The sequence below is a fragment of the Sphingomonas caseinilytica genome (assembly GCF_023516455.1).
Lineage (GTDB): Bacteria > Pseudomonadota > Alphaproteobacteria > Sphingomonadales > Sphingomonadaceae > Sphingomicrobium > Sphingomicrobium caseinilyticum.
In genome coordinates, this window is sequence record NZ_JAMGBA010000001.1 from 175,999 (window position 1) to 189,450 (window position 13,452).

Annotated in this window: 13 protein-coding genes; 11 read left to right on the forward strand and 2 right to left on the reverse strand. The window is 61.9% G+C overall.

Annotated features, from left to right (window positions below; all coding sequences use genetic code 11):
- The first annotated feature begins 59 nt into the window (after positions 1-59).
- From LZ496_RS00890 to LZ496_RS00905, 4 genes are all read left to right on the forward strand, one after another.
- A complete protein-coding gene (locus LZ496_RS00890; protein WP_249902723.1) occupies positions 60-341 on the forward strand; it encodes a proton-translocating transhydrogenase family protein in 282 nt (93 codons plus the stop codon).
- Positions 342-344: 3 nt separating this feature from the next.
- Positions 345-1,775 (forward strand): NAD(P)(+) transhydrogenase (Re/Si-specific) subunit beta, encoded by a 1,431-nt coding sequence (locus LZ496_RS00895; protein ID WP_249902724.1) that lies wholly within the window; start codon positions 345-347, stop codon positions 1,773-1,775.
- A gap of 61 nt (positions 1,776-1,836) precedes the next feature.
- Complete coding sequence (locus LZ496_RS00900) at positions 1,837-2,634, forward strand: class I SAM-dependent methyltransferase (RefSeq protein ID WP_249902725.1); 798 nt, start codon at positions 1,837-1,839, stop codon at positions 2,632-2,634.
- Positions 2,635-2,727: 93 nt separating this feature from the next.
- A complete protein-coding gene (locus LZ496_RS00905) occupies positions 2,728-4,224 on the forward strand; it encodes a tetratricopeptide repeat protein (protein ID WP_249902726.1) in 1,497 nt (498 codons plus the stop codon).
- Here LZ496_RS00905 and LZ496_RS00910 read toward each other — a convergent pair.
- Positions 4,221-4,625, reverse strand: coding sequence for a DUF6356 family protein (locus LZ496_RS00910; RefSeq protein ID WP_249902727.1), 405 nt, complete (start codon positions 4,623-4,625; stop codon positions 4,221-4,223). The two genes, LZ496_RS00905 and LZ496_RS00910, sit on opposite strands and share 4 nt — an antisense overlap.
- Before the next feature lie 145 nt (positions 4,626-4,770).
- Between LZ496_RS00910 and uvrC the strand changes: the two genes are divergently transcribed.
- From uvrC to apaG, 3 genes are read left to right on the forward strand one after another with little or no spacing between them, the layout of a single operon-like run.
- Entirely contained in the window at positions 4,771-6,717 is a 1,947-nt protein-coding gene (gene uvrC / locus LZ496_RS00915) for an excinuclease ABC subunit UvrC (protein WP_249902728.1), read from the forward strand.
- Complete coding sequence (gene recO, locus LZ496_RS00920) at positions 6,717-7,454, forward strand: DNA repair protein RecO (RefSeq protein ID WP_249902729.1); 738 nt, start codon at positions 6,717-6,719, stop codon at positions 7,452-7,454. Before uvrC ends, recO begins: the two co-directional genes overlap by 1 nt.
- A gap of 8 nt (positions 7,455-7,462) precedes the next feature.
- A complete protein-coding gene (gene apaG / locus LZ496_RS00925; RefSeq protein ID WP_249902730.1) occupies positions 7,463-7,882 on the forward strand; it encodes a Co2+/Mg2+ efflux protein ApaG in 420 nt (139 codons plus the stop codon).
- A 35-nt stretch (positions 7,883-7,917) separates the two neighbouring features.
- Here the strand turns inward: apaG and LZ496_RS00930 are convergent, their stop codons facing one another.
- Positions 7,918-8,265 (reverse strand): hypothetical protein, encoded by a 348-nt coding sequence (locus LZ496_RS00930; RefSeq protein ID WP_249902731.1) that lies wholly within the window; start codon positions 8,263-8,265, stop codon positions 7,918-7,920.
- Positions 8,266-8,483: 218 nt separating this feature from the next.
- On the opposite strand from LZ496_RS00930, the gene LZ496_RS00935 reads away from it, so the two are divergent.
- The 4 genes from LZ496_RS00935 to LZ496_RS00950 all read left to right on the forward strand — a co-directional run bounded on the left by LZ496_RS00935 (position 8,484) and on the right by LZ496_RS00950 (position 13,440).
- Entirely contained in the window at positions 8,484-9,617 is a 1,134-nt protein-coding gene (locus LZ496_RS00935; RefSeq protein WP_249902732.1) for a glycosyltransferase family 4 protein, read from the forward strand.
- A gap of 7 nt (positions 9,618-9,624) precedes the next feature.
- Entirely contained in the window at positions 9,625-10,389 is a 765-nt protein-coding gene (locus LZ496_RS00940; RefSeq protein WP_249902733.1) for a metallophosphoesterase, read from the forward strand.
- 135 nt (positions 10,390-10,524) lie between these two features.
- Positions 10,525-11,199 (forward strand): polysaccharide biosynthesis/export family protein, encoded by a 675-nt coding sequence (locus tag LZ496_RS00945; protein WP_249902734.1) that lies wholly within the window; start codon positions 10,525-10,527, stop codon positions 11,197-11,199.
- A 39-nt stretch (positions 11,200-11,238) separates the two neighbouring features.
- Positions 11,239-13,440, forward strand: a complete 2,202-nt coding sequence (locus tag LZ496_RS00950) for a GumC family protein (protein ID WP_249902735.1) — start codon at positions 11,239-11,241, stop codon at positions 13,438-13,440.
- Positions 13,441-13,452: the final 12 nt, after the last annotated feature.

The window sequence follows — 13,452 nt, forward strand, 5'->3', positions numbered from 1 at the left end:
CGACATCCATCGCCGGGCTTGCCACAAGTTCAGTCAGAACAGTGCAGGGGAGGTGCCCGTTGGACTTTATTTCGATCCTGTCGATCTTCGTCCTGGCCTGCTTCGTCGGATATTATGTCGTCTGGTCGGTGACGCCGGCACTCCACACGCCATTGATGAGCGTGACCAACGCCATTTCTTCCGTGATCGTCGTAGGCGCGCTGATCGCGGCGGCCTCATCGGGCAGTGTCCAATCCAAATGGCTTGGGTTGATCGGCGTCGCGCTGGCGTCGGTTAACATTTTCGGCGGCTTCGCGGTCACCTACCGAATGCTCGCCATGTACAAGAAGAAGGAGCGCTGATCGATGAGCGCTCCTGAAGTTCATACCGACGTGATCCACGTCATCCCGAGCTGGGTTCTCATTGCCTATCTGATCTCCGGCGTCTGTTTCATCCTGGCGCTTCGCGGCCTGTCGAGCCCCGACAGCAGTCGTCGCGGCAACATCATCGGCATGATCGGGATGACGATAGCGGTCGTAACGACCCTTGCGACGCACGAAATCGCGACTTTGTGGGAGATTGCCGCCGCTATCCTCATCGGCGGGGGAATTGGCCTTGTGACTGCCCGGCGGATCCAGATGACGGCAATGCCGCAATTGGTCGCGGCATTTCACTCGTTGGTCGGCATGGCGGCCGTCCTGGTCGGGGCCGCGGCGTTCCTCAATCCATCCGCATTCGGAATTGTCGATGGCTCGGGCGCGATATTGGGCGTCAGCCGCATCGAGATGGGATTGGGCGTCGCCATCGGCGCCATCACCTTCTCAGGCTCGGTAATCGCGTTCCTGAAGCTCAACGGGAACATGAGCGGCAAGCCGATCCTCCTGCCCGCCCGGCACTGGATCAACCTGGCCGTCGGACTTGCGATCTTCTTCTTCATCTATGGCTTCTGGCATTCCCAATCGCCGATCGACTTCTGGACCTTGACCGCGCTGGCATTCGTGATCGGCTTCCTGCTGATCATCCCCATCGGCGGCGCCGACATGCCTGTCGTGATCTCGATGCTCAACAGCTATTCCGGCTGGGCCGCGGCCGCGATGGGCTTCACGCTGCACAACACCGCGATGATCATCACTGGCGCACTGGTCGGCTCGTCGGGCGCGATCCTTAGCTACATCATGTGCAAGGCCATGAACCGCAGCTTCATTTCGGTCATTGCCGGCGGATTCGGCGCCGTCGAGGCGGCGGGTAGCGCCGCTGCAATCGACCGGCCCTATAAGCGCGGCTCGGCCGAAGACGCTGCCTTCCTCATGAAGCAGTCCGACAAGGTCATTGTCGTGCCCGGCTATGGCATGGCCGTCGCCCAGGCGCAGCATGTGCTGAGGGAAATGGGAGACCTCCTCAAAAAAGAGGGGGTGGAGGTCAAGTATGCGATCCACCCGGTCGCGGGCCGCATGCCGGGCCATATGAACGTGCTGCTCGCCGAGGCGAACGTTCCCTATGACGAGGTGTTCGAACTGGAGGACATCAACAGCGAATTCGCGCAGGCGGATGTCGCCTTTGTCATCGGCGCCAATGACGTCACCAACCCGGCCGCCAAGACCGACAAGAGTTCGCCGATTTACGGGATGCCCGTCCTCGACGTCGAAAAGGCGCGGACGGTGCTGTTCGTCAAGCGGTCGATGGGGGGCGTCGGCTATGCCGGCGTCGATAACGAGCTCTTCTATCGCGACAATACGATGATGCTGCTCGCCGACGCCAAGAAGATGGTGGAAGAGATTGTAAAGGCGCTCGGGTAGCGGCCGTTAACCTGCAGTAACGTGACGTTCGCCTGCACGTCTCTGGCGCGTCGGCATAGGCGTGGCCGAACCTTCCGCCATGCTGCGCTCGGTCTCCATCATCACCTTCGTCCTTGGTTTCGCCTTATTGGCAGGTCCGGCAGGCGCTGAGCCCGCGGATATCAAGGCCGCAGTCGCGGATGCCGACCGGCCAGAGAAGACCAAACTGATCGACATGGTGCGAAAGCCGGTCGAAGTCCTCCAGTTCCTGGGACTTCAGCGGGGCGGTCATGCGCTCGACCTGTTCGGTAGCGGCTCCTACTACGGCCGGATCATGGCGCGGGCCGTCGGACCGGAAGGTTCGGTGGACGCTTGGGAGGCGGCCAATTTCTCGAGCCCCAAATCGCGCAAGAGCTGGAACGAGATCGAAGCCACCTATCCGAACATGAAGCTTCTCGTCAGTCCGGCGAACAGGATCCAACTGTCGGAAAACAAATATGATTTCGTGATGTTCAACCTGAACTATCACGACCTTTATTGGGAAAGCACCAAGTTCAACTTTCCCCGCATGGACCCCAAGCCGTTCGTCCGGACAGTCTTCAACGCGATGAAGCCGGGAGCAGTGATCGGTGTGATCGATCATGTGGCGAATCCCGGCGGGGATGTTCGAAAGGTCGCCCAGGACCTGCACCGTATCGATCCTGCGCGGGTGAAAGCCGATTTCGAGGCGGCAGGATTTGTGTTGGAGGCGGAATCTCCCGTCCTTCGCAACCCGGCCGACGATCACAGCAAGAATGTGTTCGACGAAGCCATCCGGTTTCGGACCGACCAGCTCATCTATCGCTTCCGGAAGCCGGCGAACGTCAGTTCCAAGCCCTAAGCCGTGCGTGGCGGGGAGCACAGCCGCCTAATTGAATTGCCAATTCTGGTACGGTGACCTAGCCTGCAACCAGCAGTTCGCAGGGGGATGGCGATGACTGTAACCAGAATTATCGTAGCGCTGACGCTGATGGGTGCCCCGGTTCCGGCCTTGGCGCAGCACGAAGGACATGGCGGGGCGGAAGCACAGGCTGTGCCCAGTGGCCAGAATCCGTATGCGCGCGGCCTCTACCTGCTTCACAACTTCGAATATCCTACCGCTGCGGCGGCATTTCGTGATGCGCAGAAAGCCGATCCCGCCAACGTCATGGCCTATTGGGGCGAGGCGATGACCCACAACCACCCGCTATGGGCTGAGCAGGACACCGCTGCCGCGCGTGCCGTGCTGGCGCGGCTGGGCCCGGACCCCGCGGCCCGACGCACCAAGGCGCGATCGGCGCGCGAAGCGGCATGGCTGGACGCCGTCGAGGCCCTGTATGGGACCGGCAGCAAGATCGAACGCGACGTCGCCTATCATGAGCGGATGCGGGCCTTGTTCGAAGCCGACCGTTCGGACATCGACGCGCGGACATTTTACGCGCTGGCCACGCTGGGCCTGGCGAGCCAGGGCCGCGACACGGCGCTTTACATGAAGTCGGCTGCGCTGCTCGAAGAGGCCCTACCGGCGCACCCCGACCATCCGGGCCTGCTCCATTATATGATCCACAGCTATGACGATCCGGCGCATGCGCCCTTGGGCGAGCGCGCAGCGGCACGTTATGCACTCGTCGCGCCGGATGCCGGTCATGCCCAGCATATGATTTCCCACATCTATCTCGCGCTTGGCCGTTGGGATGCGGTGGAACGCGCCAATGTGACGGCCGCCAAGCTGGTCAACGAGCAGCGTGCCGCAGCCGGCAGGCCGCCGACCAGCTGCGGCCACTACAATGAATGGCTGGCATATTCGCTCGACCAGCAAGGGAAGGACAGTCGCCCATTGGTCGATGCCTGCCGGGCCGAGGCGCTGGCCGCGGCGGCCAAGGGCGAGGACAAGTCGGTTCTTGGCGCCGTCAGAAATCCCTTCAACAATTGGGCGAATATCGCGGTTCGGCACGGTGTCGACACCGGCAACTGGCCACCTGCGGACGCGGTTTCGGCTGGGGATCGGGCCCTGTGGGGCCGCTTCTCGCTGGCTTATGGGCGGGTGCTCGGCTCACGCAACGATGCTGCGGCTGCCGGTGCCGCCCTGGCCGAAATGAAGAGCTACCGAGGCGAAATAGCCGCTGCCTTGCCGGTCGAATCTCCAGACGACCATGAGTCCGGCGCATGGCTGGATCGCGCGGTCGCACAAGGCGAAGCGGTCGTCGCTCTTGCACGCGGTGAGTATGATCTGGGTGTTGAGCTATTGCAGGCGGCAGCCAATGCCGAGGCCGCCCTGCCTGTGCCATTCGGTCCGCCGGCACTTGCCAAGCCAAGCGCGGAATTGCTCGGCGATGAGCTTTTGGCGAAGGGCCGCAAGGCGGATGCTGCGGTTGCCTATCGGCAGGCGCTGGCAGCGGCGCCGAACCGGCGGCGTTCGGTCGACGGACTGAAGGCGGCCGCGGCGCCCTAGGCCGCGTGCTCTTCGCTGGTGATTAGTTCGGGATTGCTGATCATCAGCGCGGCGGGCAGCGCGAAGGCGAGTACCGTGTAGGCAATGCGCAAGGCATTCGGTGCGTCCAATATCCACAGCGGCGCGACGGCTGCAGTCGCCAAAAGCAGCAGCATCACGAAAGCCCGAGCTTCCACCGCCTCATTCTCGATCGCGTCGATCTTGCTACGATCCTCAAGCAGGTTGCCGAGGTGGCGGATGATGCGGCTGGCGGTGCTGGTGCAGACACCAGGGATGAAGGCGTGGAGGATGGCCGCGAAGCCTGCCGCCATGGCCAGAAGCCCAAAGGTCGTGGCAAAGCGGAAATGCTGCCAATAGCCTTCGCCGGCACTTCGAAGATGGGCTCTCGATTGACCAATCATGGCGCGTCCCCAGCCGTGAAGCCGCAACGCCGCCAGAAGTGCCGGAAACTGTCAATCTCCGCGCGGCTGGTTGGCGGCAGGCGCATTGCCGGGTGCGCCGAGTTGATCTCTGGCTTCAGGCGAAGGCTGCTCCTACATCAGCAATATGGACCGAACGCCCGCCGGCCGGCCCGACCTTCCGGGGTCTGGCGACCGCTTCAATGAGGAGAAGGCGACCTACGCGCTGCGTGGGGCGGATGCGCCTGACCTTGAGGCGGGGGTGAAGGCGATCCGCAATGTGCTGAAGACGCTGCCGGCGCGGCCCGGCGTCTACCGCATGCAGGATGCGAAGGGGGAGGTGCTCTACGTCGGCAAGGCGAGGGCGCTGAAGAACCGGGTGACCAACTACACCCAGGTCACGAAACTGCCGAAGCGGCTGCAGCGAATGGTTGCCCAGACGCGCGACATGACGATCGTCACCACGCGGACGGAGGCCGAGGCGCTGCTCCTCGAGGCGCAGCTGATCAAGCGCTTTCGCCCGGCGTTCAACGTCCTGCTTCGCGATGACAAGAGCTTTCCGTTCATCCTGCTCCGGGAAGACCATCCCTTTCCGCGCGTTCAGAAACATCGCGGTGCGCGGCGGGCGAGGGGCCAGTATTTCGGGCCGTTCGCAAGTGCTGGCTCGGTTACCAGCACTCTTAATGCGCTGCAGAAGCTGTTTCTTTTAAGAAGTTGTTCTGACAGCTTTTTTGCCAATCGATCGCGGCCCTGCCTGCTTTATCAAATCAAGCGCTGCTCGGCTCCCTGCGTCGATCGTATCAGCAAGGGGGATTATGCCGAGCTGGTCGCTGACGCGAAGCTCTTCCTGGCCGGCAAGTCGACCGGGGTGCAGGCGCGGCTTGGGAAGCTGATGGCGGAAGCTGCGGAAAAGCAGGATTTCGAGCTGGCCGCCGTCTATCGCGACCGGCTTCGCGCCCTGACTTACATCCAGGGCAGTCAGTCGGTCCATTCGGAGGGTCTCGGAGACGGCGATATTTTCGCGCTGGCGAGCAAGGCCGGCCAAATGTGCATCCAGGCATTCTTCATTCGGGGCGGCCAGAATTGGGGCCACCGCAGCTTCTTCCCGGCCCACACCAACGACGTTCCGGAAGAGGAAGTGCTATCGACTTTCCTGATGCAATTTTACGAGGAGGTGCCGCCGCCGAAACGGATTCTGGTCGATCGGGATCTAGAGGAGGCCGAATTGATCGGCGAGGCTCTATGCGAGCGAGCCGGATACAAGGTCGAGATCAGCCAACCGCAGCGCGGAGCGCGCCGAAAGTTGATTGAACAGGCGAAGCGCAATGCCGAGGAAGCGCTCGACCGGCGAATGGCGGAGACAACGACGCAGGGCAAGCTGCTTCGAGAGCTGGCAGAGGTCTTCGAACTTCCCGAGCAGCCGAAGCGGATCGAGGTCTATGATAACAGTCACATCATGGGGACGAATGCCACTGGCGCGATGATCGTCGCCGGCCCCGAAGGCTTCCGCAAGAACGCCTATCGCAAGTTCAACATCAAGTCGGGCGTCACGCCGGGTGACGACTTCGGGATGATGCGCGAGGTGTTGGAACGGCGTTTCGCCAGGCTCGAGAAGGAAGATCCCGACAGGACCGGCGGCGAATGGCCCGACCTGCTGCTGATCGACGGCGGCAAGGGGCAATTATCCGCGGTATGCGAGGTCATGGAAGAGCTGGGCGTACATGACGTGCCCGTCGTCGGCGTGGCCAAGGGGCCGCATCACGGTCGCGAGGGTCGCGAGGTGTTCCATTTGCCCGGGGGCAGGGAGATCACCTTCCCGCCCAACAATGCGCTGCTCTTCTATCTCCAGAGATTGCGCGACGAGGCCCACCGGTTCGCGATCGGCACACACCGGCAGAAGCGGGCCAAGAGCCTGACCACCTCGACCCTCGACGAAGTCCCCGGCATCGGCCCGAACCGCAAGCGCGCCCTGCTGATGCACTTCGGAACAGCTCGGGCGGTCAAGGGCGCGGCGCTTGAGGACCTGGAGCGTGCGCCCGGCATCAGCAAGGCGATGGCGCGCCAGATCCACGACTATTTCCACCCGCGCGGCTGATGCGGTTCACCACGCCAGCAATCATCGTCGCGCTCCGCCCGCATGGCGAGCATGGTGCGATCGTTCGCTTGATGACACCGGACCATGGCCTGCAGGCGGCCTATGTGAGGGGAGCGCGCGGGCGCCAGTTGCGGCCCGTACTGATGCCGGGAAACCAGGTGGAGGCAACGCTATCGGCGCGAACCGAGGCCCAGCTTGCCCAAGGCACGATCGAGCTCGTCCATAGTCGTGGACCGCTTCTGCAGGAGCCGTTGCCGGCGGCTGCAATCGACTGGATCGCTGCACTGACCGCGACGGTATTGCCGGAAGGCCAGCCCTATCCGCGCTTGTACCAGGCCCTGGACGGACTGCTGGCGGCGATCGAGGCCGCTCCGTCGGCCAGCGGCTGGGGAGCCGCGTTGGTGCGGTACGAACTGCTACTGCTCGCGGAACTTGGGTTCGGTCTGGATCTGGAGAAATGCGCGGTTTCCGGCGCGAATGACGAGCTGATCGCGGTCAGTCCCCGATCGGGCCGGGCGGTAAGCGCAGCGGAAGCCGAGCCCTATGCCGGGAAGCTGCTGCCGCTGCCACGGTTCGTCATCGAAGGGGGCACGGCGAACTGGCCGGAAATATTGGAAGGACTGGCACTTACCGGCCATTTCCTGCTTCGCGACCTGGTAACCGACCGGTCCGCCCCGATCGCCGAGTCACGAATCCGACTGTTTGAGCGCTTGCGAAAGGCTGCGGGTCAGGCATAGCGTTAACCATGGCCGATACACTCGCCCTGCTATTTCCCAATGTCGCGGTCACCGGCGAACTGACGGTCCGCGTTGCCGTGAGCTTCCTGCCCGAGCAGTCGGCGCCGGAGCAGGATCGCTGGTTCTGGTCCTACCACATCCGTATCGAGAATGACGGGGAACGGACGGTCCAGCTTATGGAACGTTACTGGCGGATCGTCGACGGACGCGGGAACGTCCATGAGGTGAGGGGACAGGGCGTGGTCGGCGAAATGCCCGTGATCACACCCGGAGACAGCTTCGATTATGTCTCCGGCTGCCCGCTCGATACGCCTGCGGGCACGATGGAGGGCCATTACATCTTCATCGACGAGGAAGGTGACCGCGTTACCGCGGACATCCCCGAGTTTACCTTGCTTTCGCCGCTTGAGCCGGGATTGAAATCCTAGGACTTAGGGCGCGGCCTCACGGGGCATCAGTGCGTTCAAGCAGGACTGACCGGCTCTTGTTGGATCGAGAAATGCCCGTTGTCGTCATGAACTAGGATCCAGACGCCCAAGGCGATCGTCCCAAGCATAACCATAAGCGGAGCGAGTGGCGGAAAGCCGGCTTCGCCTCCGTCATTTGCAGCGGCGGCCGTTGCCGCGGCCGCGCTCGACGAGCTTCCGGTCATCGCGCTCAATGTCAGCCAGGGATTGGTCGATGCGGCGGCAGCAGCCTGCTGTACCTTGGGCGCCGGGGTTGGCGGTGCAGCCGCGATCGAGCCCGTCGGAACGGCGACAACCGCGACGGCAGTAATCACAGCACAGAGTCTACGAACAAGATTCGGCATCTTCATTCCACTCGGCAAAGGCGATCTCAACCGGCTGAGCCGCCTTCGTCCTGGCGATCATAGCCATAATCCGCTGGAATGCCCACGCCGGTTGGCAGTTAACTGTAATTTTCTCGCCGACTGTTGCAGCGAGGGCAGATTTCGACTGGCGTCGCGGCGATTAACCGGCAAGCTATCTGCTCCAGTAGCAGGATCGTGGTATGACTTCGGAATGGGCAGTGCGAACCACTTCAGGCGCCCGCCCTGCCATCATCCTGTCAGCCAATTCATTCTGGAACGTCGCCAATTTTCGGGCCGGTTTGCTGAAGGCATTGGCCGCAGAAGGATTTCGCATCGTCATTGCGGCGCCCCAACCGGACGAGGAATGGGCGGCGCGACATGGAGCGTCGACGAATCCGATTTCCATCGATCGTTCGGGTCTCAATCCCTTTCGGGATGCGCTGCTCTTTTTTGAATATCTCAAGCTGATCCGCAGGGTCCGGCCCGCAGCATTCATCGGCTTTACGGCAAAGCCCAATATCTACGGGTCGCTTGCGGCAGTCATTTGCGGCGTGCCGTCGTTGCCCAACGTCAGCGGACTGGGAACGGCGTTCATCAAGCCTGGACCGCTATCCGTCATTGTCGGCACTCTCTATCGGCTGGCATTCCGCAATTGCCCGATCGTCTTTTTCCAGAACCCGGACGACAGCGAACTCTTCATTCAACGGGGAATCGTGCGGCGGGAACAGGTCCGGATATTGCCCGGTTCCGGCGTGGACCTTGCGCATTTCTCGCCGGCTCCGACACCCGATGCGATCCGCTTCCTGTTCGTCGGTAGGCTGCTCGGCGACAAGGGCGTTCGGGAATTCGTGGAAGCTGCACGACTGGTTCGCCAGGATCATCCCGACTGGATTTTTCAGCTGCTTGGCCCGCTGGACGAGGACAATCGCTCGGCGATCCAACGAGCAGAACTCGATCAGTGGCTGGCGGACGGTACGGTGGAATATCTGGGGGCGGTCGATGACGTTCGGCCTCATATTGCCGCGGCAACTGCCATTGTCCTGCCGTCCTATCGGGAAGGTCTTTCGCGCTCCTTGCTCGAGGCCGCGGCGATGGCGAGGCCGCTCATCGCCACCGATGTCCCAGGCAACCGCCATATCGTAAGCGATGGCAATAATGGCCTGTTGTGTGCGGTGCGGAAGCCGTTGAGCTTGGCGTCGGCCATTCGGAAGATGGGCCAGATGGCGAGCGGCGAACGGGAAGCCATGGGGCAGTCAGGCCGGGCAATTGTCGAGCGGGAGTTTAGCGAAGCCAAGGTGACAAGCGCTTATTCCGAAGCGCTCGCGCAACTTTGCAATCGGCCGAGGAGTTAGGATCGAGATGCTCGGATGGCGCTCCAAAGAAGGGGGGCGTGCTCGCACTCCGCGAGGGCGCCGCGCCTATGCGATCGGGGACGTGCATGGCCGGCTCGATCTGCTCGACCAGCTTCTGTTGCAGATCGAGCAGGATATCGATCGCCGACCGACAAGGAAGGCCGCCCTGATTTTCCTCGGCGACTTGATCGACCGAGGAGCGGATTCGCGCGGCGTGATCGAACGGCTGCGCAATTATCGCCACAGCACCCTGAAGCCATATTTCCTCGCCGGGAACCATGAAGAGGTGCTGCTCCGCTTGCTGCAAGGGGAGCGCGGCATCCTGACGAGCTGGCTCAAATATGGCGGAGCACAGTGCCTGGCCAGCTATGGCCTGGATGTTGGGCAGCTGGACATCCGCAACGAACATGCGACGCTGTCGGCGATCCGGGGAATCATTCCGAACTCTCATGTGGAATTCATCTCCGGCTTTGGCGATACGCTTCGCTTCGGCGACTATCTGTTCGTTCATGCCGGAATTCGTCCGGGAATCGATCTGGAGCTGCAGAGTCAGTCGGACCTGCGCTGGATCCGATCGCCTTTCCTGGAAGATAAAAGCGATCATGGGATGATCGTCGTGCATGGCCACACGATCAGCAACGACGTCGAAGTGGAACATAATCGGATCGGCATCGATACTGGAGCCTATCGAACCGGTCGCCTTTCCGCACTTGCAGTCGAGGGCGAGGATCGCTGGTTCCTCGACACCGCGGCTGCTGCCGATCAGGGTTAATTTACGTGACGTTAAATTAACCCATTTTGTCGATTGCACGAAAAGGCGCAGCGGGTATCTAAGAGGTTGTCCGTAATCGTGAATCTCAACTTAGCGCAGTTTTAGTCGGCAGTGTCCATGATCAAAAAATTCGTAATGCCGGCGCTTCTTCTTGCAGGATTGGCGCTTGCCAGTTGCGCGGACAGCCCTGGCGGCCCCATTCCCTATAATGTCTCCAGTTTCGGAGTGCCGGACTCGCCGGCGCTGGTTCCACTGGAAGCGGGCTACAAGATCGCCCCGTTGGACACGTTGACGGTCAAGGTTTTCAAAATGCCCGATCTGTCGGGAGATTATGATGTCGACCTCGCCGGCAACATCTCCATGCCTCTGGTGGGAGAGTTGCGGGCTTATGATTTGACGACGGCTGAGCTTGATGAATCGCTGACGCAGAAACTCGGCGCCAAATATCTCGAGAATCCCGATGTCAGCGTCGGCATCAAATCGTCGACGCGCCGAAGCGTGACGGTCGATGGTGCGGTGAACCGGGCAGGATCCTATCCCGTCAGTGGTCCGACGACCCTGATGCAGGCCGTGGCCGCGGCCGGGGGCGCGCGGGAGGATGCCAATATCCGTCGCGTCGCGATCTTCCGGACGATCGGCGGGCAGCGCCAGGCCGCGGCATTCGATTTGCAGGGCATTCGGCGGGGCGAAGCCAATGATCCACCGGTCTACGCCGGCGACATCGTCATTATCGACGGATCGGCGATCAAGGCGGCCCAGAAGCAGATCCTACAGTCCTTTCCGCTACTATCGATTTTCTCTCCACTATGATGACTGCTTCCAGGAAACCGTCGACCTTGGAGTCACTGGGTGAACAATAATCTTGCAGTTCCCGACGGCGATGCGTGGCTGATCGATCGTTATGATCCCAGCCGCGGGCTTCGTCCGGGGACCGCAACACAGCCGGAAAATCCCGGTCTCGATCTCGCGGCGCTGCTCCGCATCGTCAATAACTGGCGCTGGCTGATCCTGGGCTGTCTCGCGCTCGGCATTTTGGTCGCGATCATCGTCACGCTGCTGACGCCGCCGACCTATCGTTCCTGGGTTACCCTTGAGGTCAATCCGCCCACGGTGGAGATCATGGACGAGCAATCGCGGGATCGCTCGTCGACCGGGGCGAATAGCTGGGACTTTATCGCTACCCAGGTCGGGCTGCTTTCCAGTCGAAACATAGCGGAGCGAGCAGCTCAGGATCTCAATCTCCCCAACAACAAGGAATTCGTCGATAGCACGGCCAACGTTCCGACCCGGCTCAGGATGGCAACGTCAAAGGTTGCAAGCGGCCTCGACGTGGAAGTGCCGGAAGAAGGACAGTTGATCCGGTTTAGCTATGTCGCCGAGTCCCCGCAGCTTTCGGCCACCATTGCGAACCAGATTGCCGAAAGCTTTATCAATTCGAACCTGCAGCGCCGCTTCGAAGCGTCCGCCTATGCCCGGAACTTCCTGGAAAAGCAGATCGCCAAGACCCGAACGGATCTTGAGCGTTCGGAGCGCCAGCTTGTTGCCTACGCGCAGGCCCAGGGGATCATTGTCACTGGAAGCGGCGAGGCGGGATCCTCACCGAGCGACGCCAACTCCATTCAGGGCGAATCCCTGATCGCGCTGAACCGGGCATTGGCTGAGGCGACGGCCAGGAGGGTTGCGGCCGAAGGTGCCTATCGATCGGGCGTGTCGGTGGGTCCGACAGCTGACGTCACCGCAAGCACCCAGGCGCTTCGGCAGTCCCGGTCCTCTCTGGAGGCGGAATATCAGGACAAGCGAACGCTCATGAAGCCGGAGCATCCGGATATGTTGAGCCTGCGTTCGCGGATCGACGAGCTGGATCGCCAGATCGCTCGCGAATCTTCCCAGGCATCGTCTGGCCGCAACAATTCGCTGCTCGCCGAATATCGCGGAGCGCTCGCTGCCGAACGCGCGCTGCAGTCGCGGGTCGGAGGGCTGAAAAGCTCCGTCCTGAACCTGCGCGGACGAAGCATCCAGTACACGATCCTGCAGCGTGAAGTGGATACCAACCGAAGCCTCTATGAGGCGCTGCTGCAGCGCTACAAGGAAGTGGGCGTTGCGGGCGGGATCGGGACCTCGCCGATTTCAATCGTCGACCGGGCGGAAGTTCCGACCGGTCCTTACAAGCCCAATCTGCTGCTCAATCTCCTGATCGGATTCGGGCTGGGACTGGCTGCCGGGCTGGCCACCGCGATAGCGCTCGAATTCCTGTACGACACGATCAAGACGCGTGACGATGTTCGCAACAAGCTGGGTCTTGGCTGCCTGGGCGCAATTCCCAAGGCGACCGGACAAGACTCGTTTGTCGAAGCACTGCGGGACCCCAGTTCGCTCGTTTCCGAGGCCTATTCAGCGGTGGTGACTTCGCTGCGCTTCAGCACGGAAGAAGGGCTCCCGAAGACGCTGGTCGTCACAAGCACCCGGTCGGGAGAGGGGAAGTCCTCGACGGCACTGGCAGTTGCCCAGAATTTCGCGCGCCGCGGAGCGTCAGTGCTTTTGATCGACGGCGACCTTCGCAAGCCGGCCTTCAAGGCGGCTTCGGACAAGGTCGGCCTTACCCGCCTTCTGACGAGCGATGACGAGGCGGCGCGCAATCATATCCTTCCGACCCAGTTCGACGATCTTTGGCTGATGCCCAGCGGTCCATTGCCTCCCAATCCCGCCGACCTGCTTTCCACCGGGCGGTTCCAGGAAATATTGGGAGAGGCCGCCGCGCAGTTCGACATCGTCATTGTCGATGCTCCGCCGGTCATCGGCCTGGCCGATTCATTGCTGCTGTCTTCCGTCGCCGCCCATGTCCTGTTCGTCATCGAAAGCGGGAAAACCCGAACGAAGGCCGCGGTTGAAGCCTTGCGAATGCTCGGTGGCACGGGGACTCACCTCCTCGGCGCCGCCTTGACCAAGTCGAAGGAAGACATGGGCGGATATGGCTACAAGGCCTATGGCTATGGCTCGCTCGACCGCAAGCGGACGGAAATCCGGATGATCCCGCACGAGGCGGAGCACTGAGGCGCACTCGGC

Excerpts from the sequence above, each read along its gene's own strand:
- LZ496_RS00895 (WP_249902724.1), top strand. The coding sequence starts at position 345 with ATGAGCGCTCCTGAAGTTCATACCGACGTGATCCACGTCATCCCGAGC.
- LZ496_RS00905 (WP_249902726.1), top strand. The coding sequence starts at position 2,728 with ATGACTGTAACCAGAATTATCGTAGCGCTGACGCTGATGGGTGCCCCG.
- LZ496_RS00910 (WP_249902727.1), bottom strand. The coding sequence starts at position 4,625 with ATGATTGGTCAATCGAGAGCCCATCTTCGAAGTGCCGGCGAAGGCTAT.
- uvrC (WP_249902728.1), top strand. The coding sequence starts at position 4,771 with ATGGACCGAACGCCCGCCGGCCGGCCCGACCTTCCGGGGTCTGGCGAC.
- recO (WP_249902729.1), top strand. The coding sequence starts at position 6,717 with ATGCGGTTCACCACGCCAGCAATCATCGTCGCGCTCCGCCCGCATGGC.
- apaG (WP_249902730.1), top strand. The coding sequence starts at position 7,463 with ATGGCCGATACACTCGCCCTGCTATTTCCCAATGTCGCGGTCACCGGC.
- LZ496_RS00930 (WP_249902731.1), bottom strand. The coding sequence starts at position 8,265 with ATGCCGAATCTTGTTCGTAGACTCTGTGCTGTGATTACTGCCGTCGCG.
- LZ496_RS00940 (WP_249902733.1), top strand. The coding sequence starts at position 9,625 with ATGCTCGGATGGCGCTCCAAAGAAGGGGGGCGTGCTCGCACTCCGCGA.
- LZ496_RS00945 (WP_249902734.1), top strand. The coding sequence starts at position 10,525 with ATGCCGGCGCTTCTTCTTGCAGGATTGGCGCTTGCCAGTTGCGCGGAC.